Consider the following 25,539-nt stretch of genomic DNA (forward strand, 5'->3'; position numbering starts at 1 on the left):
ATGGGTCTGGACACACTGTTGGGTCCTGAGGAAACGGGCCGGATACGGAGCCTGCCTGCGGGTGGGCTTCGTGGTCTGTGTGACCTCGTGCGGGACCAGCCTCCTGTCATACCAGCGTGGCCGGGGGAAGACGATCGTCTTCTCCTTCGGGCCGGGTGTTGGTGGCGGGACGGATCTGGTCGCTGTTTGTTGTTTGAGATTTGCATAGTGGACGCGAGCATCTTTGTGGCCAAGTTTTTTAGGGCACACGGTGGATGCCTTGGCATCAGGAGCCGATGAAGGACGTGGGAGGCTGCGTTAAGCCCCGGGGAGTCGCCAACCAGACTTTGATCCGGGGATGTCCGAATGGGGAAACCTAGCACCAGTCATGTGGTGTTGCCTCCGCCTGAATGTATAGGGCGGTTGGTGGTAACGCGGGGAAGTGAAACATCTCAGTACCCGTAGGAAGAGAAAACAAATTAGTGATTCCGTGAGTAGTGGTGAGCGAAAGCGGAAGAGGCTAAACCGTATGCGTGTGATAGCCGGCAGGCGTTGCGTGTGCGGGGTTGTGGGACCCTCTGGGAGGAGCTGCCGCTCTTCCAAGCAGTGAGAAATCGATGGGATAGTCGAAGCTTCTGGGAAGAAGCGCCGGAGACCGTGAGAGCCGGGTAGGCGAAATCTTGTCGACTGTTTGAGGGGATCCCAAGTAGCACGGGGCCCGAGAAATCCTGTGTGAATCTGCCAGGACCACCTGGTAAGCCTAAATACTCCCTGATGACCGATAGTGAACAAGTACCGTGAGGGAAAGGTGAAAAGCGCCCCGGTGAGGGGTCGTGAAATAGTACCTGAAACCGTGTGCCTACAAGCCGTAGGAGCGTAGGCGTCTTCGGACGTCTGTGATGTGACTGCGTGCCTTTTGAAGAATGAGCCTGCGAGTTATGGTGTGTGGCGAGGTTAACCCGTGTGGGGGAGCCGTAGCGAAAGCGAGTCTGAATAGGGCGTTGTCAGTCGCATGCTGTAGACCCGAAGCGGAGTGATCTAGGCATGGGCAGGTTGAAGCGCGGGTAAGACCGCGTGGAGGACCGAACCCACCAGGGTTGAAAACCTGGGGGATGACCTGTGTTTAGGGGTGAAAGGCCAATCAAACTCCGTGATAGCTGGTTCTCCCCGAAATGCATTTAGGTGCAGCGTTACGTGTTTCTTGCCGGAGGTAGAGCACTGGATGGCTAATGGGCCCTACCAGGTTACTGACGTCAGCCAAACTCCGAATGCCGGTAAGTGAGAGCGTAGCAGTGAGACTGCGGGGGATAAGCTCCGTAGTCGAGAGGGAAACAGCCCAGACCACCGACTAAGGCCCCTAAGCGTGTGCTAAGTGGGAAAGGATGTGGAGTCGCAGTGACAACCAGGAGGTTGGCTTAGAAGCAGCCACCCTTGAAAGAGTGCGTAATAGCTCACTGGTCAAGTGATTCCGCGCCGACAATGTAGCGGGGCTCAAGTACACCGCCGAAGTCGTGGCATTCACACGTTTGCTGAGCCTTTGTGGTTTAGGTGTGTGGATGGGTAGGGGAGCGTCGTGCGGCCGGCGAAGCAGCAGAGTGATCTAGTTGTGGAGGCCGTGCGAGTGAGAATGCAGGCATGAGTAGCGAATCAGAAGTGAGAAACTTCTGCGCCGGATGACCAAGGGTTCCTGGGCCAGGCTAATCCGCCCAGGGTAAGTCGGGACCTAAGGCGAGGCCGACAGGCGTAGTCGATGGACAACGGGTTGATATTCCCGTACCCGCTACGATGCGCCAATACTGAATCCAGTGATACTAAGGGTCCTTAAGCCCCTAACGCCCTTCGGGGTGTGGGTGAGGCTGAACGCCTGGCCTGATCTGGTAGTAGGTAAGCGATGGGGTGACGCAGGAAGGTAGCCCAGCCCAGGCGATGGTAGTCCTGGGGTAAGCAGGTAGGGAGGACCGTAGGCAAATCCGCGGTCCGTTAATCCTGAGATGTGATGCCGAGCCGATTGTGGCGAAGTGGGTGATCCTATGCTGCCGAGAAAAGCCTCTAGTGAGTGTCGTGGCGGCCCGTACCCGAAACCGACTCAGGTGGTCAGGTAGAGAATACCAAGGCGATCGGGTGAACTGTGGTTAAGGAACTCGGCAAATTGCCCCCGTAACTTCGGGAGAAGGGGGGCCTTCGCTGGTGACGAGTCTTGCACTCCGAGCTGGTGGGGGTCGCAGAGGCCAGGGGGAAGCGACTGTTTACTAAAAACACAGGTCCGTGCGAAGTCGTAAGACGATGTATACGGACTGACGCCTGCCCGGTGCTGGAACGTTAAGGGGACCGGTTAGTGCGCCTTTGGGTGTGCGAAGCTGAGAACTTAAGCGCCAGTAAACGGCGGTGGTAACTATAACCATCCTAAGGTAGCGAAATTCCTTGTCGGGTAAGTTCCGACCTGCACGAATGGCGTAACGACTTCCCCGCTGTCTCAACCGCAGACCCGGCGAAATTGCACTACGAGTAAAGATGCTCGTTACGCGCAGCAGGACGGAAAGACCCCGGGACCTTCACTACAGCTTGACATTGGCGTTTGGAACGTCTTGTGTAGGATAGGTGGGAGACGGTGAAGCGGTGACGCTAGTTACCGTGGAGTCATTGGTGAAATACCACTCTGGTCGTTTTGAACGTCTAACTTCGGTCCGTGATCCGGATCAGGGACAGTGTCTGGTGGGTAGTTTAACTGGGGCGGTTGCCTCCTAAAGAGTAACGGAGGCGCCCAAAGGTTCCCTCAGCCTGGTTGGCAATCAGGTGTCGAGTGTAAGTGCACAAGGGAGCTTGACTGTGAGACCGACGGGTCGAGCAGGAGCGAAAGCTGGGACTAGTGATCCGGCGGTGGCTTGTGGAAGCGCCGTCGCTCAACGGCTAAAAGGTACCCCGGGGATAACAGGCTGATCTTCCCCAAGAGTCCATATCGACGGGATGGTTTGGCACCTCGATGTCGGCTCGTCGCATCCTGGGGCTGGAGTAGGTCCCAAGGGTTGGGCTGTTCGCCCATTAAAGCGGTACGCGAGCTGGGTTTAGAACGTCGCGAGACAGTTCGGTCCCTATCCGCTGCGCGCGCAGGAGACTTGAAAGGAGCTGTCCCTAGTACGAGAGGACCGGGACGGACGAACCTCTGGTGTGCCAGTTGTTCCGCCAGGAGCACGGCTGGTTGGCTACGTTCGGAAGGGATAACCGCTGAAAGCATCTAAGCGGGAAGCTCGCCTTGAGATGAGGTCTCCCACCCTGTGAGGGGGTAAGGCTCCCGGTAGACGACCGGGTTGATAGGCCGGAGGTGGAAGCACAGTAATGTGTGGAGCTGACCGGTACTAATAGGCCGAGGACTTGACCACAAAGCATTTTGCTCGCGTCCACTAGGCAATTCTGAAACAACAAGCACCCGTTGTGTGTGTTTGATAGTTTCATAGTGTTACGGCGGTTATGGCGAAGGGGAAACACCCGGTTACATTCCGAACCCGGAAGTTAAGCTCTTCAGCGCCGATGGTACTGCACCGGGGACGGTGTGGGAGAGTAGGTCGCCGCCGGACAATCGTTTGAGAAGAGGCCACCCCTTTTTTGGGGTGGCCTTTTCTGTTTTCCCGACCCTTTCTGTTTTCCAGCCGTCCCTCATCCCGAACCTGAAGTGGACAAGTGGGCGGACCTGGAAAGGGAAAAGCCCTGGCCCTCGTGAGGGCCAGGGCTGTGCCGGAGCGGTAGGAACTGATCAGGGCGTGATGAGCAGGGCGTCGCCCACAGACCGCTCGAAGCCGTCCGAGGGATGGTTGACGACCTTGCCGCCGACGACCATCGCGCTCGAACCACCACCGTCGAGGTTGATGGCCTGCTTTGCGCCCAGCCAACGCATCAGCTGAGCCGCCTCCACCATCGAGGCACCCACGGTGACACCCGGGTTGCGGCCGTCCACCGTGGCCAGGATCAGGCCACCGGACTTGGTGATGCCGGCCATCGTGCGCGGGTGGCGGCGGAGCATCATGTTGACCGAGTCGTGCCCGTCTGCGTGGGCGGTCACCCTTACCCGGCCGTTCCTGACGAGCCCGACACCGCCGCCCATGACGTACGTCTCGGGGGTGAGCGGTATGGCCTGCTGGGTCCGCAGGTCGATGACCTTGGTGTCCAGCTTCATGGTGGAGGTCTCCAAGGCGTGCTCCAGCAGCCAGTCGGACATGACGCCGGTGCCGTGAAGCACGTAGGTGCCGGGCGAGACGGCACCGCCGGCCTGGCGAGCCTTGATGATCCGCCCCTGGGCGTCGACCACGATTTCGGAGCCGCCGTCGGCCGCCGTCTTGGTGCCGAACTCCTCGGTATAGAGCACGAGCTCGTCGGCTCCGGCGGCCCGGTTGACGCCCTTGACCTCGGTCTTCGCCCCGTCGGCTGGAATCGCGGTGACCACCGTCTTCAGCTCGGTGATGCGAACCTTGCGACCGCTGATCACCACGCCGCTGCGACCGGGCACCGCCTCGCTGAGGAGCCGGCCGCCGACCACGGAGACGCCCATCGGGTCACCCTTGATGGCCTTGCTCGTGTGGATGTTGAAAAAGCCGCCGTTGACGCCGGCGACGGCGTTGGTGAGCTTGGCCATCGAACTGGTGGTCTCGCCCTTGGCGATGTTTGTTCCGACACTGGTCCTGAAGGATCCCCGGAACAGCTTCGGGTCGACCATCAGCACGCTCATGTTCCATGGACCGGTGGTCTCCAGGCCGTCGTCACCGAGGTAGTCGGTCCTGGCCCGGATGTCGAACTCCTTGAGGTCCTTCACCATCTTGTCGGCCTCGGCGCGCTGCTTGAACGTCCAGAGACCGACGCGGACGATGTAGCGCTCCACCGCCGGCGCGTCCGCGGCCGCGGGCTGCACGATCTTCTGAACGCTGGGCGTGAACCCGGCGGCCTCGACCTCGTCCGCCTTGGCCTGGGCGGTGGTCAGCTTGCCGTCCTCATGCCCGTTGGGCATCAGCACCGTCACGGTCCATCCCTGGGTGGACTTGCCGTGCGTCACGCTGAAAAGGTCGACCCCCGCGACCACGCTGCGCTGGTTCTTGACCGGAGCCGCGCTTTCGCCGAGCGGGAACGCCGAGGCGGGGAAGGTCACACTCGCCTGGCCGGCATGGGCGGGAATCACTGTGGCGGTAAGCGCTATGGCTGAAAGCCCGACGATGATACGTCGCGACATGTATGTCTCTCTCCCCGTTAGTGATCAGACTTCGGTGCACCATCGTGCCGAGATCCATCTGTCCAGGGGAGCGAAACACGCTAAACATCACAAGAAAGTGTTGTCGCTCGGGTGACGCCATATACGGAACGGCGGAATTCGAGCGGCTCCGGACCCCTCATCCGGGCCGGGCGTACTGGTCAACAGGGGTGAGCCCTCGTCGTTTCACTGCGGGAGTGGCGATACGGCGCTATGGTTCAGTAGGCCGCATTATTCAGATCAAGCGGCACATCTTCCGAGAGGCAGCCGTCATGGGGCTGAACATTCTCATCGTGATCATCGCAAGCGTGGTCCTCGGCTTCATCCTTGGCGTGATCATGGCGCGGCCGCGCCGCTGGGATCTCTACGTGTGCGCCGACGACACCGTCCATGTCGACGTCGCATCCGACCGAGACGGCTAGGCGGGCGCAACCAGGCAGGCGCAAGCCGTACGGAATCTGGGTCCGGTACGGCTTGCGCCGTGGTTCTCGTCAGCCCACGGAGTGATACACCTTCCGGAGGGTCTCGTGGACGATCCACGTGGTCTTGGCGTCGGCGGCGAGCAGGCAGACCGATCCCGGGACGAGCTCCACGGTGGCGCCGCCCTCGACCTCCACGGTGGCCCGGCCGGACAGGACCACGAAAATCTCGTCGCGTTCGACGTCGGTCACCGTGCCGGGGGTGATCTCCCAGATGCCCCGGCTCTGAGAACCGTCGGGCGCGGACCACAGCTCGACCGAGGAGGTCTGCGGCGAACCGGCGAGGATCTGGGCGGGGTCCAACTCGTCGGGCGACAGCCGTACGCCGTCGGTGGGGACGGCGAAGATCCCGGCGGCGGTGACCATGCGGGCCAGATCGGCGGTATCGGGGACGAGGATGTCGGGCATGGGGACCTTTCAGGTGCGGGGGTTGTCTCTCCGGAAGGACTCCAGCGCCAGCAGGGCGACGTGGAGGGAGAGGCAGGACTCGACATCGTCCAAATCGGTGTCGAGGATGCGTTCCAGCCTGCGGAGCCGATCGTAGAAGGCGGGCCGGGACAGGTGAGCCTTCTGCGCGGCGACGGCCTTGTTGCGTCCGCAGTCCAGGTAGATGCGGAGGATTCTGGTCAGGTCTCCACCGCGCTGGGCGTCGTGGGCCAGCAGGGGGCTGAGCTCGCGTTCGGCGAAGGTCTGCAGGCGGGCGTCGTCTCGCAGCAGATGCAGCAGCCCGCGCAGGCGCAGGTCGGGCAGGCGGTAGAAGGCCCGGCCGTCGGGCTGCCTGACGGCCACGTCCGCGACCTGCTCCGCTTCCAGGAAGCTTCGCCGTACGTCGCGGAGGGATTCGACCACCGAGCCGGCGGCGAGGACGAACGCGGTGGTGAAGGTGACGCGCAGCCGGTCGGCGAGCGTGGTGAGCGCGGGCTCGGCGAAGGTACGCGGGGGCAGCGGGAGCAGGACGCCGACGCGGTTCTGGTCCAGGGCGCCGACCAGAGCGGGGAGGCGGGCGTCACGGCAGGCGGCGGCGGCCGCGTCGGCCAGCTCGCCGAGTTTGGCGAGTTGTTCCTGGCCGTCCGGCGGGCTCTCCGGTGACTCGGCCAGACGAAGCACCACGCTGATCAGCTTGCGGCCGGTCAGCGGCACGCCGACCGCTCGGGCACGGGCGGCGGCCTCGTCGGGGTCGGCGTAGGCGTGGGTCAGGATGCCGGTGATGATCGTGCCGTGGGCCTGGCGCTCCAGTGACTCCTGGTGACGTTCCAGCAGGCGGCCCAGGGCGAGGGTGGTCGCGGCGCGTTCGGCGAGCACGATGTCGCGGGGACCGGGTTCGCCGCCGCACAGCAGGATCAACCGGCCCCAGTCCTGACCGCGTGCGCCGACCATGGTGACCAGCCAGCCGGAGGCCGAGTCGTAGGCGGTGCGCCCGTCCGGCGCCACCGCCCGGGACCGGGTCTCCCAGCTGGCCAGCAGGGTTCCGGTGTCGCGGCCGGCCGTTTCGCAGGCCAGCACCTGATGGGCGAGGTTCTCCAGTAGCACCGGCCGTCCGGACAGCCGGGCGACCTGGCTGAGCACCTCGGCGGGGGAGGCGCCCTCGACCGACAGCTCGGTGAAGACCTCGTGGAGCTGCTCGGAGGCGCGCAACTCCTCCAGCTGGATGTCGATGATCCTGGCGTGGACCGACTCGGTGATCTGCACGAAGGGGGTCTCGCGGGCCAGTGTGATCAGCGGCAGGCCGTGCTCCTCGGCGGCGCTGACCACGCATCGGGGCAGCTCCCTGATGAATTTCCGGCCCAGCTCCACGATCAGCCCGGACGCGCCCACGGCGGCCAGCTCCGCGATGTAGTCGGCCAGTTTCTCAGGCTCGTCGGGAAGCGCGATTCCGGTGGTGAGCACGAGCTCTCCGCCGCGTAGCAGATGGGCGATGTCGGTGACCTCGCCCACGTGGACCCAGCGCACTCGCGTGCTCAGCCGATCGGCTCCCGCGACGACTCGGGGGTTGCCTCGGCGGACGGTGTCCAGCGAGAGGACGTCGGCGATGGTAGGGAGCACACACCGAGAGTATCCGATCAGGCTGTAAGTGCGAACGATGTTTCCCTTACATGATGTTGTACCGTCTCCGCATTTGAGCAGGTAGCGGCCCGATGATCTCTCACCCTCTCTGTTCAACACCATCAAAGCGGGTATGGTGGTGTTGAATCGAGAGGGGGAGAGTCATATGTCTCGTTCGGGTTTCACGGGGCTGATCCTCGCGACCGTCTCCGCGATCTGTTTCGGCTTCTCCGGACCGTTGGCCAAGTCGCTCATCGACGCGGGCATGCCGTCTTCGCAGGTGGTGTGGGTAAGGCTCGCCGGAGCCGCGATCCTGCTGCTCGTCGTGACCGCGCTGGTCAAGCCATCCGTCCTCGTCGTCCCCCGGAGCCGGCTGCGGTTCGTCGTCGCCTACAGCCTGGTCGGTTTCGCCGCGGTGCAGGCCTTCTACTACGCGGCGATCGCCCGGCTTCCGGTGGGGGTGGCGGTGCTGCTGGAGTACGCGTCTCCGGTCCTGGTACTGGGCTGGGTACGGCTGGTGCGCCGGGCACGGCTGCCGCGCGCCGCCGCGATCGGCGCCGTCCTGGCGGTCGCCGGACTCGCCTGTGTCGTGGAGGTATGGCGAGGCGTGCGCCTCGACGGGCTCGGCCTCGTCCTGGGTCTGGGGACGGCCGTGTGCGCCGCCGCGTACTTCCTGCTCAGCCAGAAGGCGGGAGACGACATCCACCCGATCGGGGCGCTCACCTGGGGACTGGCCGGGGCGGCCGTCGTGCTCGTCCCGCTGGCCGGGCCGTGGCGCCTGCCCTGGCACCTGCTCGCCACCGACCTCACACTGGACGGCCGTACCCTGCCGGCCCCCCTGGCGATCGGCTGGCTGGTGCTCGTCGGCACCGTGGTCGCCTACGCCACCGGGATCGCGGCGGTGCGTGCCCTGACCGCCGCCGTCGGAGCCACGGTCGCCTCGCTCGAGGTACTCGCCAGCGTGGTCATCGCATGGGGTCTGCTCGGCGAGGCGCTCGGCGTCCCGCAGCTGATCGGCGGTGCCCTGGTCCTGGCGGGCGCGCTCCTGGCGCAGACGGCGGTGGCCCGCACCGCCTCCCACGCCGGATCCCACGCAGCCTCCCCGGCGGCGGTCTCCCACGCCGGGTCCGTCTCCCGTACGGAGTCCCGCCACGCTCAGCACGACTCCGACGCCGGGCTCGGCTTCCATACGGCGCGCGCCTCCTATGGTGCCGAGCCTCGCTCACAAGGTGCCGGGAACGCCCGGTGGGAGGTCCGCCTCTCGCGCTGATCTCTTCTCCGCGGGCACCCGGTCTCGCTTCCGCGGGCATCCGGTCTCGCCTCGGGAGCACCCGATCTCGCTTCCGGGAGCACCCGGTCTCGCTTCCGCGGGCACCTGGTCTCGCCTCCGGGAGATCACAGGTGTGAAGCGCGGGCGCCCTGTCATGAGTTTCATGCGTCACGCAGGTGGTGTCTGACTCTGTAGCCATAGGATTACTTGACCTTTTCATGGCCGAAGGGCGCGATGGTTGACATGGTTGGGACTTCTGACATGACGGGGCGCGGGTCGGCGTCCGCCGCATCTGGCGTGGAAGAGCTGGATCTACGTCAGCTTCTGGCCGGGCTCACGGCCGTGCGCGACGGCGACTTCGGCACCCGTCTGCCCGACGACGGCGACGGGCTGCTCAAGGAGATCGCCACCGTCTTCAACGGCATGGTGGACCAGCTCTCCCTGTTCACCTCCGAGGTGACGCGTGTCGCCAGGGAGGTGGGCACCGAAGGGCAACTGGGCGGCCAGGCCGACGTGCCCGGCGTCTCCGGCACGTGGAAGGATCTCACCGATTCGGTCAACGCAATGGCGGGCAATCTCACCGACCAGGTGCGCGACATCGCCCAGGTCGCGACCGCGGTGGCGACGGGCGACCTGTCGCAGAAGATCACCGTGGACGTCCGCGGCGAGATCCTGGAGCTGAAGAACACGCTGAACACGATGGTCGATCAGCTGTCGTCCTTCGCCGACGAGGTCACCCGGGTGGCCCGTGAGGTGGGCACCGACGGCCGGCTGGGCGGTCAGGCCGAGGTGACGGGCGTCGCGGGCACCTGGCGCGACCTCACCGACTCGGTGAACTTCATGGCGGGCAATCTCACCGACCAGGTGCGCAGCATCGCCCAGGTCACCACGGCGGTGGCCAAGGGCGACCTGTCGCAGAAGATCACCGTGGACGCCCGGGGTGAGATCCTGGAGCTGAAGAACACCATCAACACGATGGTCGATCAGCTGTCGTCCTTCGCCGACGAGGTCACCCGGGTGGCCCGTGAGGTCGGCACCGACGGCCGGCTGGGCGGTCAGGCCGACGTCAAGGGCGTCTCCGGCACCTGGCGCGACCTCACCGACTCGGTGAACTACATGGCGGGCAACCTCACCGACCAGGTACGGAACATCTCCCAGGTGGCCACGGCGGTCGCTCGCGGCGACCTGTCGCAGAAGATCACCGTTTCGGCGCGCGGCGAGATCCTGGAGCTGAAGAACACCCTGAACACGATGGTCGATCAGTTGTCGTCCTTCGCCGACGAGGTCACCCGGGTGGCCCGTGAGGTGGGCACCGACGGCCGGTTGGGCGGTCAGGCCGACGTCAAGGGCGTCTCCGGCACCTGGAAGGCGCTGACGGAGTCGGTGAACGTGATGGCCGACAACCTCACGGCCCAGGTGCGCAGCATCGCCCAGGTCACCACGGCGGTGGCCAAGGGCGACCTGTCGCAGAAGATCAGGGTGGACGCGCGCGGCGAGATCATGGAGTTGAAGGAGACCATCAACACGATGGTCGATCAGCTGTCGGCCTTCGCCGACGAGGTCACCCGGGTGGCCCGCGAGGTGGGCACCGAGGGCAACCTCGGCGGCCAGGCCACCGTGCGCGGGGTGTCCGGCACGTGGAAGGACCTCACCGACAATGTCAACTCGATGGCCAACAACCTCACCAGCCAGGTGCGTTCCATCGCTCAGGTCACCACGGCGGTCGCCCGCGGCGACCTCTCCCAGAAGATCACCGTCGAGGCCAAGGGCGAGGTCGCCGCGCTCGCGCAGACCATCAACACCATGGTCGACACGTTGAGCGCCTTCGCCGACGAGGTCACCCGGGTGGCCCGCGAGGTGGGCACCGAGGGTGAGCTGGGCGGTCAGGCACGCGTGCCCAACGTGGCCGGCACGTGGAAGGACCTCACCGACAACGTCAACTCGATGGCCAACAACCTCACCAACCAGGTCCGCAACATCGCTCAGGTCACCACGGCGGTCGCCCAGGGCGACCTGACCAAGAAGATCGACGTGGACGCCCGGGGCGAGATCCTGGAGCTGAAGACCACGATCAACACGATGGTCGATCAGCTGTCCTCCTTCGCGGCCGAGGTCACCCGTGTCGCCCGGGAGGTCGGCAGTGAGGGGCGGCTGGGCGGCCAGGCCGAGGTCGAAGGGGTCTCCGGCACCTGGAAGCGGCTGACGGAGAACGTCAACGAGCTGGCCGGCAACCTGACGCGTCAGGTGCGCGCGATCGCCGAGGTGACCAGTGCCGTGACCTCCGGCGACCTCACCCGGTCGATCACCGTCGACGCCTCCGGCGAGGTGGCCGAGCTCAAGGACAACATCAACTCCATGGTGAAGTCCCTGCGCGAGACCACCCTGGCCAACCAGGAGCAGGACTGGCTCAAGTCCAACCTGGCCCGCATCTCCGGTCTCATGCAGGGACACCGCGATCTCGCCGTCGTGGCCGAGCTGGTGATGAACGAGCTGGCCCCGCTGGTCTCCGCCCAGCACGGAACGTTCCTGCTCGCCGAGGAGACTTCGAACGGCGCGGAGCTGCGGGTGGTCGGCGGCTACGGTCACCGGGAGACGGGCCGGCGCTACGACTTCGGCGACTCGCTCGTGGGACAGGCCGCGCTCGCCAGACGTCCCATCCTGGTCGAGGACATCGCCGCCGGATACATCACCATCTCCTCCAGCCTGGGAGCGGCCGGGCCGGTCAGCCTCATCGTGTTGCCGATCATCGTCGAGGACCAGGTGCTCGGCGTGATCGAGCTGGCCAGCCTCAACCGGTTCACCCAGGTTCACCGGGCCTTCCTCGAACAGCTGGTGGAGACCATCGGCGTCAACGTCAACACGATCGTCGCCAACGCCCGCACCGACTCGCTGCTCACCGAGTCGCAGCGGCTCGCGATCGAGCTTCAAGTCGGGCAGGAGGAGTTGCAGCGCTCCAACGCCGAGCTTGAGGAGAAGGCGGAGCTGCTGGCCCGGCAGAACCGCGACATCGAGACGAAGAACAGCGAGATCGAGCAGGCCCGGCAGGAGCTCGAGGACCGGGCCAAGCAGCTCGCGCTGGCCTCCAAGTACAAGAGCGAGTTCCTGGCCAACATGAGTCACGAGCTGCGCACCCCGCTCAACTCGCTGCTGATCCTCGCCCAGCTCCTGGCCCAGAATCCGGCCCGCAACCTCACCGCCAAGCAGGTGGAGTACGCCAACGTCATCCACTCGGCCGGCACCGACCTGCTCCAGCTGATCAACGACATCCTCGATCTCTCCAAGATCGAGGCGGGCAAGATGAACATCAGCCTCGAATCCCTGCCCCTGCGGCAGCTGCTCGACTACGTCGAGGCGACCTTCCGCCCGTTGACCACGGAGAAGGGGCTCCGTTTCGACGTCACCGTCGCTCCCGACGTGCCCGAGGAGCTGCTCATGGACGAGCAGCGACTCCGGCAGGTGCTGCGGAACCTGCTGTCCAACGCGGTCAAGTTCACCGAGGAGGGCTCGGTCCAGCTCCGCATCGAGCGGGTCGGGAGGATGGACCTCCTGGGCGTCCCGGACCAGGAGGCCCTGGCCTTCCACGTCGTGGACACCGGCATCGGCATCGCCAAGGAGAACCTCTCCCAGATCTTCGACGCCTTCCAGCAGGCCGACGGCACCACCAGCCGCAAGTACGGTGGCACCGGGCTGGGCCTGTCCATCAGCCGCGAGATCGCCGCACTGTTCAACGGAGAGATCCGGGCGGTCAGCGCTCTGGGTGAGGGCAGCACCTTCAGCCTCTGCCTGCCGATCGCGGACGTCACCCCGAGCACCACGGCCACGAGGACCACGGAGAGGGAGACCCCCGCGGCCGTCGGCCCGGCCGCTCCGGTCGCGGTACGGCAGGCCGTCGCGCCGGTCGAGACGTCCAGTGGGGACGGCCGCCGTCTGCTGGTCGTGGAGTCCCGGCCCAACGGGCTGCTGTCCCAGCTCGCCGAGAGCGTCGGGGCCGACCTTACCGGCACGCACGGGCCGGTCTGGGTGTCCACCGCCAACGATCCCAAGAGCGCCCTGGAGAGCGTGGGCAGGGACGACTACCACTGCATCGTGCTCGACCTGGGCATGGGACAGGACGGGGCGGCGGAGTTCCTCCGCGGGCTCGACGACCACCCGGCCCTGCGGGAGATACCGGTGCTCGCCCACCACACCCGCACGCTCACCCGGCCGCAGGAGAACCTGCTCAGGGGCCGCTCCAACACCCAGCCGCTGGAGATCCTGCCGAGCCTCGACGAGCTGCGCGAACGCATCACCCTGCATCTGTCGGCCCAGGAGCCCGGTCACGTGCTGCCGCTGGTCCAGCCCAGCCTCGACGAGCGGCCGCAGGAGGTGGACGAGGTGGACACCATATTGGTGAACCGTAAGGTCCTGGTCATCGACGACGACGTCCGCAACGTCTTCGCGCTGACCAACATCCTGGAGCTGCACGGCATGCAGGTGCTCTACGCGGAGAACGGCCGTAAGGGCATCGAGACGCTGTCGCGCAACGAGGACGTCGACCTGGTCCTGATGGACATCATGATGCCGGAGATGGACGGCTACGCCGCCACCGCCGCCATCCGCAAGATGCCGCGGTTCGCGAACCTGCCGATCATCGCGGTGACCGCCAAGGCCATGCAGGGCGACCGGGACAAGACCCTGGCCGCGGGAGCCAGCGACTACGTCACCAAGCCCGTCGACGCTCAGGAGTTGCTCGCCCGCATACAGCAGTGGATGGGGCTGTGAAGGCACGACGTGGTGTCGCCGCGACGCTGACCTCGGCGACGGCGTTCGGGCTCATGCCGGTCTTCGCGTTCTACGCCTACGGCGCGGGCATGTCGGTGACGACGCTGCTGATGCTGAGGTTCGCGATGGCGGTGGCGATGTTCCTCGCCTGGCTGGGGCTGCGCGGCAGGCTCGGGCGGCTGACGGGACGGCAGTGGGCGACCCTCGCGCTGCTTCAGATCTCGGAGTTTCGGGCCTCGTGGGGGATCTCCGTTCCGAACCTCGTGGCCCCGGGCTCCATGGCGGCCTGCCTCAGGCGTTCCTGCAGACCGTCGAGGAAGCAGGTCAGGCCGAAGTCGAAGCAGAGCAGGCGGACGGTCTCGATGTCGACCTCGGCGCCGTAGTACTCCGAGTAGCGTGCGGCCAGCTCGGGGTGGTCGCGAGCGGCCTGCTCCACCATGGGCCTCAGCGCCGCCAGCAGCTCCTGGCCGTTCATCTCGCCGTCGTTGGTCATCCTGCGCCAGGTGAGCTCGGGCGTCGTTGCGCCCAGCACGTATGACATGAGCGCGGAGGAGGCGTAGTCCTGCTCCAGGCCCTTGAATCCCGCCAGTGTGAACGTGCGCAGCAGCCGGGCCGACATCTCCACCGCGTTGGGCCCGAGGGCCGCTCTGGCGCCGATCAGCGAAGCCGCCCAGGGGTGCGCGAAGAGCGCCGTGCGCAGGCCGTAGGCGAACACCGAGGCCGCGTCCCGCCAGCCGACCACGTCGGGATCGGGCAGGGGGACCTCGCCGAGGACCTCGTCCATGACGAGTTCGAGCAGCTCGTCCTTGTTGGCCACGTGCCAGTAGATGCTCGTCGCGCCGGAGCCGAGGCGGGCGCCCAGACGGCGCATGCTCAGCGCGTCCAGGCCTTCGGCGTCGAGCAGACCCATGGCTGCGCGCACGATCTGGTCGCGGCTGAGTCCCGGGCTCTTGGCGGGACGGCTCTCGCGGGTCCAGACCGAGCTGAGGTGCTGATTCACCTTTTAAGAATAAAACAGCTCGCACACTGTGCGAGGCTTGTCGTACACTGTGCGAGTGGAATCGAACACTGTACGAGCAGAGCCTCATCCCCGACGCTGGTGGATTCTCGGCGTGCTCTGCCTGAGCCTGCTGGTCCTCGTGGTGGACAACACCGTCCTGAATCTGGCCATCCCGGTGCTGATGACCGACCTGGGCGCCAGTCCCTCGGAGATCCAGTGGATCATCGACGCCTATGTCCTGGTCTTCGCCGGCCTGCTGCTCACCTCGGGCAGCCTGTCCGACCGTTACGGTCGCAAGCGTTTCCTGATCATCGGTCTCGTCCTGTTCGGCGGGGCCTCGCTGATCGCCCTGCTGGTCGCCGAACCCTGGCAGCTCATCGCCGCCCGCGCGCTGATGGGCGTCGGCGGCTCCATCCTGATGCCGAGCACCCTGTCGATCCTGATCACCGTCTTCGACGAGAGCGAGCGCCGCAAGGCCATCGCCGCCTGGAGCGCGGTCGCCATGGTCGGCGTGATCGCCGGTCCCACGCTGGGCGGCTTCCTGCTGCAGCACTACTGGTGGGGCTCGATCTTCCTGCTCAACGTGCCGATCACCGTGGTCGCCGTCATCGCGGCCCTGCTGCTGATGCCCGAGACGCGAGGCCCGGCCCGGCGGCTCGACCCGATCGGCGTGCTGTTGTCCACCGTCGGCATGGGCGCCCTGGTCTTCGTCGTCATCTCCGCGCCGGGCGCGGGCTGGACGTCGGCCAAGACGCTGATCGCCGCGGTGCTGGCGGTGCTGGCACTGGGAGGGTTCGTGCTCTGGGAGCGGCGGGCCGAACGTCCGATGCTGCCGCTCGAGCTCTTCCGCGACCGCAACTTCAGCGGGTCGTCGTTCTCGATCGTGCTGCTGTCGTTCGGCACGGGCGCGCTGCTGCTGATGCTCACCCAATATCTGCAGTTCGTGCTGGGCTACGGCCCCATGCGGGCAGGTCTGGCGCTGCTGCCCTACGCCGTGGGTGCCGCGCTCTTCAACGCCGTGGGCGCGGGGCTGGGGCAGAAGGTCAGCAACCGCACGCTGGTCGCGGTGGGGTTGGCCGTGATGGCCCTCGGCTTCGGCGTGCTCGCCTTCATGACCGCCGACACCGGGTACGGCCTGATGATCACCGGTCTGATGCTCATGGGCGTCGGCGGCGGTCTCGCCGGGCCCGCGGCCTACGCGACCCTGATGGGCGCGGTGCCGCCCGAGCACGCCGGTGTGGGATCGGCGCTCAACGACACCGTCCAGCAGGTGGGCATGGCGCTGAGCGTCGCCGTGCTCGGCAGCGTGCTCGCCGGGGTCTACACCTCTGCGATGCCCGCCGAGGCCCCGGCCGCCGCGCGTGGCTCCATCGGCGGGGCGCTCGTGCTGGGAGACCCGGCGCTGGCGCGGACCGCGAAGGAGGCGTTCGTCTCGGCCATGTCGTTCGGCTCCTGGGTGGGAGTCGGCTTCACCCTCGCGGCGGCCGCGCTGGCGCTCACGATGTTGCGTCCCGCTCCCGTTCCCGCGGCCGCGGTCTCAGAACCGGGCATGGTGGAGACGGGGAGCTGAGAGGTTCTCCAGGCTGTCGAGCTTGTGCGTCCGCTCGTCGTGGCCGATCTGGCGGAGCAGGTCGGCCACCGACGCGTAGCGGCCGTACTCGGCGGCGTAGGTGCCCGGGTCGGGCTGGAACTCGAGTTCGGGGTGCTCGGCGACGTACGTCATGTACTCGTGCTCGGCGTGGTCCTCGAACTCGGCGTTGAGCCGGTAGCTCAGCTCGGGCCGGATCACGAACAGCAACCATGACACGTGGTAGTAGAAGAACGCGATGAACCAGGGCGCGACCTTGTGCAGCAGCCGGTTCTGCCGGTCGCCGTTGCGCTGGACCAGATCCTGCACGATCAGCAGATGCCACTGCTCGTTGTCCTGCTCGGCGCGGGCCTCCACGATCCGCTCGAAGACCCGCCGGGCCAGGATGGACCTGCCGTGATGGCGGTGGAGCGCCCAGTAGCCCACGCGCTCCCAGGCCTGGTACGGCACGCGGGCGATGATCTCCAGCATGGCGAACTTCGTGTAGGAGCCCTCCTTGCCGTAGAGCAGGTCGACGGGCTTGAACATCATCTTGGCGAGCAGGCCGTACTCCATCCTGGGAGAGTCCAGCGTCTCGCGCTGGGCGACTTTGAGCTGATGGCGGTTCAGCTTGGGCGGCCCGGCCGGGGCTTCGGGGCGGTCGATCGTGACGGTCATCTCGGATCGCCTCTCGTCGGGTGGCTCGATTCGCGATGCTTCGATGGTGGAGGAGGAGACCCCCGCCGGTCGTCAGCCGGGGGGAGGCGAGTGCGGTGCCTCTATGGGAGTAGCCGCCGTCACGGCGCTCCCCCGCCGGGAGGACGGGACATCCCCTAGGGGTCGGGGAAGCCGGGGCGGGGAGAGCGGCCTCGTGAAGACCGCAAATATTCATATATTTCAGATTGCTTTAGTGGGAAAATTGGGTGACGATGAATTCGTGTGTCGCTCGACATCGACCGGGTTCGCCGCCGGCCGCCCGCTGCGGGCGCGGTTCTCCGCGCTCGCCTGACCCCCGATGCTCGGGCGGGGAACCTGGGGGGTGCTCCGCCCGATGTCCTGTACGGCTTGCGCCAACCGTCGCTGGGCGCAAGCCGTACAGGACGGCTCTCCGGTCCGACGGGACGGCTCGATGCGCCGAAAGAGCCCCATAATTACAATGTGATGGGTTAGGCGGCCATATGCCGACATGTTGGCGGTAGGAGTGGTCGCTGCGAACCGCGATACTCGATACATGTCGGACCTTCTCGCGCGCCACCGGGCGGTAATGCCCAACTGGGTGGCCCTTTATTACAACGAGCCCATCGAGATCGTCGGCGGCAAGGGCAACCGGGTCGTCGACGCGTCGGGCAAGAGCTATCTCGACTTCTTCGCGGGCATCCTGACCAACATGATCGGCTACGACGTGCCCGAGGTGCGCGAGGCCGTCGAGCGTCAGCTCGCCACCGGCGTCGTGCACACCTCCACGGTCTACCTGCTCCGCGGCCAGGTCGAGCTGGCCGAGAAGATCGCCAAGCTGTCCGGCATCAAGGACGCGAAGGTCTTCTTCACCAACTCCGGCACCGAGGCCAACGAGACCGCGCTGCTGCTGGCCACCTACGCGCGCAAGTCCGACCAGGTGCTCGCGATGCGGCAGAGCTATCACGGCCGCTCCTTCGGCACGGTCGGCGTGACCGGCAACCGCGCCTGGAAGAACAACTCGCTGTCGCCGCTGAACGCGCACTTCCTGCACGGCGCCGACCGGCACCTCACCCAGTTCCGCGGATTGTCGGACACCGACTACATCGCGGCCTGCGTGGACGACCTGCGCCACGTGCTCTCCACCGCGGTCTCCAGCGACGTGGCCGCGCTGATCGCCGAGCCGATCCAGGGCGTGGGCGGCTTCACCATGGCCCCCGACGGGCTGTTCGCCGCCTACAAGGAGGTCCTCGACGAGCAGGGCATCCTGTTCATCTCCGACGAGGTGCAGACCGGCTGGGGCCGGACCGGCTCGGCGTTCTTCGGCATCCAGAACCACGGTGTCACCCCCGACATGATGACCTTCGCCAAGGGCCTGGGCAACGGCTTCGCGGTCGGCGGCGTCGTGGCCCGGGGCGACCTGATGGACGGTCTCCACGCGGTCGGCCTGGCCACCTTCGGCGGCAACCCGATCTCCATGGCCGCCGCCAACGCGACGCTGGACTACGTGCTCGACCACGACCTGCAAGCGAGCGCCGCCCGGACCGGCGCCCTGATCATCGACGGCCTGCGCGAGGCGGCACCGCGCCTGCCGATCGTCGGCGACGTCCGCGGCAAGGGTCTGATGTTCGCCGTCGAGCTGGTCGACCCCGCGACCGGCGAGCCCTCCCCGGCACTCGCGGCCCGGTTCATGGAGGAGGCCAAGAAGGCCGGTCTGCTCGCCGGCAAGGGCGGCCTGTACGGCAACGTGATCCGCATGGCCCCGCCGCTCACCCTGAGCATGGACGAGGCCGCCGAGGGCCTCGGCATCATCGTCAACGCGCTCGAAGTCATCAACGCTGAGGTCGTCTCGTCGTGAAGAACGTCACCCACTGGATCAACGGAGCCCCCGCCGAGGGCGCCGGACGCACATCCGAGATCTTCAACCCGGCGACGGGCGAGGTCAGCGGGCAGGTTCACCTGGCCTCCACGGCCGAGGTCGACACGGCCGTGGCCGCCGCGGTGGCGGCCTTCCCCGCCTGGCGGGACGCCTCGCTGGTCAAGCGGTCGCAGGTGCTGTTCCGCTTCCGCGAGCTGATGTACGCCAACCGCGACGAGCTGGCCCGGCTCATCTCGGCCGAGCACGGCAAGGTCCACTCCGACGCGCTCGGCGAGGTCGCCCGCGGCCTGGAGGTCGTGGAGTTCGCCTGTGGCATCCCGCACCTGCTCAAGGGCGGCTTCTCCGAGGGCGTCTCCACCCGTGTCGACTCCTACTCGATCCGCCAGCCGCTGGGCGTCGTGGCCGGGATCACCCCGTTCAACTTCCCCGCCATGGTGCCGATGTGGATGTTCCCGATCGCGATCGCCGCGGGCAACGCCTTCATCCTCAAGCCCTCCGAGAAGGACCCGTCGGCCTCGCTGCTGATGGCCTCCCTCTGGAAGGATGCCGGGCTTCCGGACGGTGTCTTCAACGTCGTCCAGGGTGACAAGGTGGCGGTGGACCGGCTGCTGGAGCATCCGGACGTGCGCGCCGTCTCGTTCGTCGGGTCCACGCCCATCGCCAAGTACGTCTACGAGACCGCCACCTCCCACGGCAAGCGGGTCCAGGCGTTGGGCGGCGCCAAGAACCACATGCTCGTGCTCCCCGACGCCGACCTCGACCTGGTGGCCGACGCGGCGGTGTCGGCGGGCTTCGGTTCGGCCGGTGAGCGCTGCATGGCGATCTCCGTCGTGCTGGCGGTGGACCCGGTCGGCGACGAGCTGGTGGACAAGATCGTCTCCCGCGTCTCCGCGCTCACCATCGGCCCCGGCGACGACCCCGCCTCCGAGATGGGCCCCCTCGTCACCGAGGTTCACCGCGACAAGGTCGCCTCCTACCTCGACCTGGGCGTCTCCGAGGGCGCCAAGCTCGTCGTGGACGGCCGCCAGACCCCGGTCCTCGGGGGAGAGAGCGCCGCCGACAGCCCGGGCTTCTGGCTCGGCCCCACGGTCCTGGACCACGTCCCGGCCGGCTCCCGGGTCCACCGGGAGGAGATCTTCGGCCCGGTCCTGGCGATCGTGCGCGTGTCCTCCTACGAGGAGGGAGTGGAGCTGATCAACGGCGGCGAGTTCGGCAACGGCACCGCGCTCTTCACCAACGACGGGGGCGCCGCCCGGCGTTTCCAGAACGAGGTGGAGGTCGGCATGATCGGCATCAACGTGCCGATCCCGGTGCCGATGGCCTTCTACAGCTTCGGCGGCTGGAAGGCCTCGCTGTTCGGCGACACCCACGTCCACGGGACCGAGGGCGTGCACTTCTACACCCGTGGCAAGGTCGTCACCTCACGCTGGCTCGACCCGAGCCACGGCGGCGTCAACCTGGGATTCCCGACCAACAAGTAGTCCTCGTGCGATGCGGCCCCGCGGCGGTGGACCGTCGCGGGGCCGCCACGTGCCGCGAGAGCCCTCCGGGGCCCGGGAGGCTCGGGCCCCGGCCCGACGGCGGGCCGATAGGCTCCGAACAGGTCGGCAGCGCCATCGCGGGGGGACTTCATGGGCAGGGACAGGCTCCGCCGTACGCATCTCGGAGCCCTGGCGGGCGGGCTGACGCTCGCCGTCATCGCCTCGACGGGGGCCACGGGCGCCGTCCAGCCGGTGGCGAGCCCGACCCCGACGCCTTCGGCCTCCATCGGCAAGGGCGAGGGCACGCTCCAGGTGCTCACCTTCCAGGACCACGTCGAGTACGGCGGGACCGACTCCCGGTTCAACTGGGTCACTCCCTTCGAGGAGAAGACCGGGTGCCGCGTGGTGAAGCTCGACCGGGTCGCGACGAGCGAGGAGATGGCGGCCAAGCTCGCCAAGAACTCCTACGACGTCATCTCGCCCGCGCCCGACCTGGCCGGCCGGCTGATGGCGAAGGGCGAGGTCGCGCCGGTCGACACCGCCCTGATCGAGGACTACAAGCACATCCCCAAGCGACTGCGCGAGCTGCCCGCCGTGCGGCGGGACGGCAAGGTCTACGGCGTCCCGTACCTGTGGGGGGTCAACCAGGTCATCTACGAGCTGGGCAGGCCACAGGGACCGGAGGCCCTCTACACGACCACTCCTGTGGCGATCAAGGACGACCCGCTGGGCATCGCCGACGCCGCGCTCGCGCTCAGGCGGACCGCACCCGAGCTGGGGGTCGAGAATCCGTTCCAGCTCACCCCCGTCCAGCTCGACGCCGCCATGAAGCTGCTCGCCGAGCGGGACGGCCCCGAGCGGATCTACTGGAAAGACTCCGTGGACGTGATCCGGGCTCTGGCGGCGGGGTCGGTACGGCTCGCCCAGGCCCTGCCGTACCACCGGGACCTCTTCCAGCGTGCGGGCCGGCGGGTCAAGGCGCTGGAGCGGGCGCCGATGACCGGGTGGGTCGACTCGTGGATGCTCGCGGCCAAGCCCGCCAGCCCGAACTGCGCCTACCGGTGGCTCAACTGGACCGCCTCGCCGGACGTGCAGCGCCGGGCCGCCGCCTGGACCGGGCTCGCTCCGGCCAACCCCCAGGCATGTGACGGGCGCGCCCGTCACATGTGTGAGATCTACCACGTCCGCGACGACGACTGGATCCGGCGCGTCCTCTTCGCCGTTCGCCCGACAGGCGATTGCGGGGGCCAGGGCGGGAAATGCACCGACTACACCGACTGGGAGCGGCGGTGGAAGAACCTGGTGAAGTGAGCGGGGGACCCACGGGCCGGGCCTGACCGGTCACGGCCCCGCCCATCCTCCAGCCGGGCGTGATCCGCCAGGGGAGTCCCGGCTGTCGCCTCGGCCCTGGGGCACCTTGCCGTTTCTTCGAGCATGTCTGTCCGTGCCCGAAGCAGCCACGGTTTCCGTCGTGATCTTCAATATCAACAATGGATTCGGTGGCCGAATCGCATCTTCTCTATTGGTTGGTTGACCAGTCAGCGAGTAGGCTCCCACCATGAGAATCCTTCTTGTGGGAGCGGGCGGGGTTGGCTCCGCCGTGGTTCCGATCGCCGCACGCCGAGATTTCTTCGAACACATCGTGGTGGCGGACTCTCAACAGAGCCGCGCCGCCGGCGTTGTGGCCAAGATCGACGATCCGCGGTTCAGCGCCATCGGGCTGGACGCCTCCGACCAGGCCGCGGTCGAGGCGGCGCTGGCGGAGCACCGCTGTGACGTGCTCTTCAACGCCGTGGATCCGCGCTTCACCATGTCCCTGTTCCGGGCCGCGCTCAATGCCGGGGCGCACTACCTCGACATGGCGATGTCACTGTCGCGACCGCATCCCCGCAGGCCGTACGAACTGACCGGGGTGAAGCTGGGCGACGAGCAGTTCGCGCTCGGCGACGCCTGGCGGGGCAAGGGTAGGCTGGCGCTGGTGGGCATGGGCGTGGAGCCCGGGCTCGCCGACGTGTTCGCGCGCTACGCCTCCGAGCACCTCTTCGAGAGCATCGAGGAGATCGGCATCCGCGACGGGTCGAACCTCGTGGTCGAGGGCTACGACTTCGCGCCGACGTTCTCCATCTGGACGACCATCGAGGAGTGCCTCAACCCGCCGGTGATCTGGGAGAACGGGGAGTGGCACACCACCGAGCCGTTCAGCGAGCCGGAGGTCTTCGACTTCCCCGAGGGGATCGGCCCGGTCGAGTGCGTCAACGTCGAGCACGAGGAGGTGCTGCTCGTCCCTCGCTGGATCGACGCCAAGCGGGTGACGTTCAAGTACGGCCTCGGCGAGGAGTTCATCGGAGTTCTGAAGACCCTGCACAAGCTCGGCCTGGATCGGGCGGGCAAGATCCGGGTCGGCGGGGTCGAGGCCTCTCCCCGGGACGTGGTCGCGGCCAGCCTGCCCGACCCGGCCACGCTCGGCGACCGGATGCGCGGCAAGACCTGCGCCGGCACCTGGGTGAAGGGCGTCGGCAAAGACGGCGAGCCGCGCGAGGTCTACCTCTACCACGTGGTCGACAACGAGTGGTCGATGCGGGAGTACGGTTGCCAGGCCGTGGTCTGGCAGACCGCCGTGCATCCGGTGGTCGCGCTGGAGCTGCTGGCCACCGGCGGCTGGTCGGGCACCGGAGTGCTGGGCCCCGAGGCGTTCGACGCGGTGCCGTTCCTGGATCTGCTCAACGCCTACGGCTCGCCGTGGGGCATGCGCGAGCAGTCCGGCCAGATCCTCCAGCCGGCCTGACCCCGCGCCGTCCGTGCTGAAGCACGGCGCCTGGTCCCCGAGTCCGTGCGCCGTCCGTGCTGAACCGTGGCGCCTGGTCCCCGAGTCCGTGCGTCGCTCGTGCTGAACCGTGGCGCTCGGTCCCCGAGTCCGTGCGTCGCTCGTGCTGAACCGTGGCGCTCGGTCCCCGAGTCCGCGCGCCGTACGGCGCCGGTCGCTCCCCGCGGTCGGCGCCCGCGCCCCCGAAGGCGCCGGGACGGTGGACGGGTGATTCCGGCCACTGTCCCCGGCGTTCCGAGGACGCCTCCCTTGAGGAACGGCCCTGAGCGGTGGCATCGGAAAGCACGTCACTCACGCCGGGTTACGTGTTACAAAACCTGGACATCCTGTGACAGAACCAGGACATCTCGACTCCGTATCGTTACCGCCAACGGTCGGCCCCGTTGCTTCCTGCAGGTATCGTTTCGCTCATCCCGGTCTAAAAATGCCATAACGGGATTAAACATGCGCTAATGGGGTAAACGAGGCATTCGCTCCTTGGGCTTCCCCGCCCGCCCCTCGCGCTCCCGGGCGACACATGAGGGGAGGACGATGGGCGCCTACCTGCTGAAGCGGCTGGTCAGCAATGTCCTGCTGGTGGCGATCGCCGCGAGCATGGCGTATTTCCTGGCCGCGACCAGCCTCCACCCGAGGGCCAAGTACGAAGGCCGCCAGCCACCGGTGGCGGAGGCCGTCGTCGACGCGACGCTGAACGACTACAACCTCAACGACAAGACGCCGGTCTTCGAGCGTTACGTCACCTGGGTCTCCGGGCTCGCCCACGGCGACTTCGGCAAGACCTGGGAGGGCAAGTCGGTCAACGGCGAGATGGGCCGGCGCATAGGCGTCAGCCTGCGGCTGCTGCTCATCGGCACGATCATCGGCTCGGGTATCGGCGTGGCCGTCGGCGCCTACGCCGCGGTCAAGCAGTACAGCATCAGCGACCGGGCGATCGGAGTCACCTCCTTCGTCATCATGGCGATCCCGGTCTTCGTCACGGCGACGATGCTCACCATCGCGGCGGTCAAGCTCAACGACGTCCTGGGCTTCACGCTCCTGGAGTACACCGGTGAGTACAACCCGGCGTTGAGCGGCTGGGAGCAGTTCACCAACCGGCTCAACCACCTGATCCTGCCGACGATCTCGCTCTCCCTCGGGCAGGTCGCCTTCTACAGCCGCATCCAGCGCAACATGATGCTGGATGTGCTGGGCCAGGACTTCGTCCGCACCGCTCGGGCCAAGGGCCTCAGCCGCAGGAAGGCGCTGTTCAAGCACGCCCTGCGGACCGCGCTGGTCCCGGCCGCGACCTACTTCGCCTTCACCTTCGGCACGCTGCTGACCGGTGCGACCTTCACCGAGAAGATCTTCGGCTGGCACGGTATGGGCGCCTGGCTGGTGGATTCGATCCAGCAGAACGACACCAACTCCGTCGCCGCGGTGAGCCTGTTCGCCGCCGTCTGCGTCCTGGTCGCGGGTCTGCTGTCGGATCTCGCCGTGGCCGCCCTCGACCCCCGGGTGCGGGTGAGCTAGATGCGTTCGAAGGTCGTCCTCGCCCGTCTGATGCGCAACCCGCAGGCCCGCTACGGCCTGCTGGCGCTGCTGCTGCTCCTCGCGCTCGCCTACGCCGGCCCGTTCGTCGGCGCCCACGACTGGACCGAGAAGGACTTCCTGGCCTTCCTGGAGGCGCCCTCGGCCGAACACTGGTGGGGCACCACCCAGATCGGCCAGGACGTCTACGCGGTCACCCTGCGCGGCATGCAGAAGTCGATCGTCATCGGTTTCCTCGTCGCTCTCTTCTCCACCGGCGCGGCCGCACTGGTCGGCGCCGCCGCCGGCTACTTCGGCGGGTGGGTGGACAAGGCCCTGATGTGGGGTGCGGACCTGCTGCTCGTGCTGCCCAGCTTCCTGATCATCGCCATCGTCTCGCCGAACCTCAAGGGCGGCTCCTGGCTGTGGTTCGTGGCGCTGCTCGCGGCCTTCTCCTGGATGATCACCTCCCGGGTGGTCCGGAGCATGACGCTCTCCCTGCGGGAGCGGGAGTACATCCTGGCCGCCCGCTACATGGGCATCCCCGGCTGGCGGATCATCCTGCGGCACGTCGTGCCGAACCTCTCCTCCCTGCTCATCATCGACGCCACGCTCAACATCAGCGGTGCGATCCTCGGAGAGGCGGCCCTGTCGTTCTTCGGGTTCGGCATCCAGCCGCCCGACGTCTCGCTCGGCACGCTGATCGCGGACGGCAGCAGCAAGGTCACCGGCTATCCGTGGCTGTTCCTCTTCCCGGCCGGCCTGCTCGTGCTGCTCGTCCTCAGCATCAACCTCATCGGCGACGGCCTGCGCGACGCGCTCGACCCGGGGAGCAACCAGTGAAC

Annotated in this window: 15 protein-coding genes and 2 rRNA genes; 12 read left to right on the forward strand and 5 right to left on the reverse strand. The window is 67.0% G+C overall.

Going from position 1 to position 25,539, the window contains the following annotated elements; genetic code table 11:
• Positions 1–227: 227 nt before the first annotated feature.
• Both ACQPYK_RS10565 and rrf read left to right on the forward strand, forming a co-directional pair.
• A 23S ribosomal RNA gene (locus tag ACQPYK_RS10565) occupies positions 228–3,356 on the forward strand.
• A 78-nt stretch (positions 3,357–3,434) separates the two neighbouring features.
• Positions 3,435–3,551: ribosomal RNA gene (gene rrf, locus ACQPYK_RS10570) — 5S ribosomal RNA — on the forward strand.
• Positions 3,552–3,727: 176 nt separating this feature from the next.
• Here the strand turns inward: rrf and ACQPYK_RS10575 are convergent.
• Positions 3,728–5,191, reverse strand: a complete 1,464-nt coding sequence (locus tag ACQPYK_RS10575) for a phosphodiester glycosidase family protein (RefSeq protein WP_433253626.1) — start codon at positions 5,189–5,191, stop codon at positions 3,728–3,730.
• A gap of 215 nt (positions 5,192–5,406) precedes the next feature.
• Here ACQPYK_RS10575 and ACQPYK_RS10580 point away from each other — a divergent pair, with 215 nt between their 5' ends.
• On the forward strand, positions 5,407–5,631 hold the full coding sequence (locus ACQPYK_RS10580; RefSeq protein ID WP_433253628.1) for a hypothetical protein: 225 nt from the start codon (positions 5,407–5,409) through the stop codon (positions 5,629–5,631).
• 69 nt (positions 5,632–5,700) lie between these two features.
• Here the strand turns inward: ACQPYK_RS10580 and ACQPYK_RS10585 are convergent, their stop codons facing one another.
• Both ACQPYK_RS10585 and ACQPYK_RS10590 read right to left on the reverse strand, forming a co-directional pair.
• Positions 5,701–6,096: a cupin domain-containing protein gene (locus tag ACQPYK_RS10585; RefSeq protein WP_433253630.1), complete on the reverse strand. Its 396-nt coding sequence runs from the start codon at positions 6,094–6,096 to the stop codon at positions 5,701–5,703.
• Positions 6,097–6,105: 9 nt separating this feature from the next.
• Positions 6,106–7,731 carry a PucR family transcriptional regulator gene (locus tag ACQPYK_RS10590; protein ID WP_433253632.1) on the reverse strand — a complete coding sequence of 542 codons (1,626 nt, stop codon included), beginning with the start codon at positions 7,729–7,731 and terminating at the stop codon, positions 6,106–6,108.
• Positions 7,732–7,897: 166 nt separating this feature from the next.
• On the opposite strand from ACQPYK_RS10590, the gene ACQPYK_RS10595 reads away from it, so the two are divergent.
• Positions 7,898–9,001: an EamA family transporter gene (locus tag ACQPYK_RS10595; protein ID WP_433253634.1), complete on the forward strand. Its 1,104-nt coding sequence runs from the start codon at positions 7,898–7,900 to the stop codon at positions 8,999–9,001.
• Between the two features lie 261 nt (positions 9,002–9,262).
• A complete protein-coding gene (locus ACQPYK_RS10600) occupies positions 9,263–13,762 on the forward strand; it encodes a HAMP domain-containing protein (RefSeq protein ID WP_433253636.1) in 4,500 nt (1,499 codons plus the stop codon).
• A 214-nt stretch (positions 13,763–13,976) separates the two neighbouring features.
• Here the strand turns inward: ACQPYK_RS10600 and ACQPYK_RS10605 are convergent, their stop codons facing one another.
• Positions 13,977–14,762, reverse strand: coding sequence for a TetR/AcrR family transcriptional regulator C-terminal domain-containing protein (locus ACQPYK_RS10605; protein WP_433253638.1), 786 nt, complete (start codon positions 14,760–14,762; stop codon positions 13,977–13,979).
• Between the two features lie 55 nt (positions 14,763–14,817).
• Here ACQPYK_RS10605 and ACQPYK_RS10610 point away from each other — a divergent pair, with 55 nt between their 5' ends.
• Entirely contained in the window at positions 14,818–16,332 is a 1,515-nt protein-coding gene (locus tag ACQPYK_RS10610) for an MFS transporter (RefSeq protein ID WP_433253640.1), read from the forward strand.
• Here ACQPYK_RS10610 and ACQPYK_RS10615 read toward each other — a convergent pair.
• Complete coding sequence (locus ACQPYK_RS10615) at positions 16,300–17,007, reverse strand: alternative oxidase (RefSeq protein ID WP_433253642.1); 708 nt, start codon at positions 17,005–17,007, stop codon at positions 16,300–16,302. The genes ACQPYK_RS10610 and ACQPYK_RS10615 overlap by 33 nt on opposite strands.
• 553 nt (positions 17,008–17,560) lie before the next feature.
• On the opposite strand from ACQPYK_RS10615, the gene ACQPYK_RS10620 reads away from it, so the two are divergent.
• From ACQPYK_RS10620 to ACQPYK_RS10645, 6 genes are all read left to right on the forward strand, one after another.
• Positions 17,561–18,862, forward strand: a complete 1,302-nt coding sequence (locus ACQPYK_RS10620) for an aspartate aminotransferase family protein (protein ID WP_433253644.1) — start codon at positions 17,561–17,563, stop codon at positions 18,860–18,862.
• Positions 18,859–20,364: a CoA-acylating methylmalonate-semialdehyde dehydrogenase gene (locus tag ACQPYK_RS10625; RefSeq protein WP_433253646.1), complete on the forward strand. Its 1,506-nt coding sequence runs from the start codon at positions 18,859–18,861 to the stop codon at positions 20,362–20,364. Before ACQPYK_RS10620 ends, ACQPYK_RS10625 begins: the two co-directional genes overlap by 4 nt.
• Positions 20,365–20,514: 150 nt before the next feature.
• Complete coding sequence (locus ACQPYK_RS10630) at positions 20,515–21,675, forward strand: extracellular solute-binding protein (RefSeq protein WP_433253648.1); 1,161 nt, start codon at positions 20,515–20,517, stop codon at positions 21,673–21,675.
• Positions 21,676–21,922: 247 nt separating this feature from the next.
• A complete protein-coding gene (locus ACQPYK_RS10635) occupies positions 21,923–23,149 on the forward strand; it encodes a saccharopine dehydrogenase family protein (RefSeq protein ID WP_433253650.1) in 1,227 nt (408 codons plus the stop codon).
• 570 nt (positions 23,150–23,719) lie between these two features.
• The gene (locus ACQPYK_RS10640; protein ID WP_433253652.1) at positions 23,720–24,697 is read left to right on the forward strand and encodes an ABC transporter permease; all 978 of its coding nucleotides are present in this window, start codon (positions 23,720–23,722) and stop codon (positions 24,695–24,697) included.
• On the forward strand, positions 24,698–25,537 hold the full coding sequence (locus tag ACQPYK_RS10645) for an ABC transporter permease (RefSeq protein WP_433253654.1): 840 nt from the start codon (positions 24,698–24,700) through the stop codon (positions 25,535–25,537).
• Positions 25,538–25,539 lie beyond the last annotated feature (2 nt).

This window comes from Streptosporangium sp. CA-135522, from assembly GCF_050949235.1.
Taxonomy (GTDB): domain Bacteria; phylum Actinomycetota; class Actinomycetes; order Streptosporangiales; family Streptosporangiaceae; genus Streptosporangium.

Coding starts and splice junctions, on each gene's coding strand:
- ACQPYK_RS10600 (WP_433253636.1), top strand. CDS start 9,263: ATGACGGGGCGCGGGTCGGCGTCCGCCGCATCTGGCGTGGAAGAGCTG.
- ACQPYK_RS10620 (WP_433253644.1), top strand. CDS start 17,561: ATGTCGGACCTTCTCGCGCGCCACCGGGCGGTAATGCCCAACTGGGTG.
- ACQPYK_RS10635 (WP_433253650.1), top strand. CDS start 21,923: ATGAGAATCCTTCTTGTGGGAGCGGGCGGGGTTGGCTCCGCCGTGGTT.
- ACQPYK_RS10595 (WP_433253634.1), top strand. CDS start 7,898: ATGTCTCGTTCGGGTTTCACGGGGCTGATCCTCGCGACCGTCTCCGCG.
- ACQPYK_RS10640 (WP_433253652.1), top strand. CDS start 23,720: ATGGGCGCCTACCTGCTGAAGCGGCTGGTCAGCAATGTCCTGCTGGTG.
- ACQPYK_RS10630 (WP_433253648.1), top strand. CDS start 20,515: ATGGGCAGGGACAGGCTCCGCCGTACGCATCTCGGAGCCCTGGCGGGC.
- ACQPYK_RS10575 (WP_433253626.1), bottom strand. CDS start 5,191: ATGTCGCGACGTATCATCGTCGGGCTTTCAGCCATAGCGCTTACCGCC.
- ACQPYK_RS10615 (WP_433253642.1), bottom strand. CDS start 17,007: ATGACCGTCACGATCGACCGCCCCGAAGCCCCGGCCGGGCCGCCCAAG.
- ACQPYK_RS10645 (WP_433253654.1), top strand. CDS start 24,698: ATGCGTTCGAAGGTCGTCCTCGCCCGTCTGATGCGCAACCCGCAGGCC.
- ACQPYK_RS10585 (WP_433253630.1), bottom strand. CDS start 6,096: ATGCCCGACATCCTCGTCCCCGATACCGCCGATCTGGCCCGCATGGTC.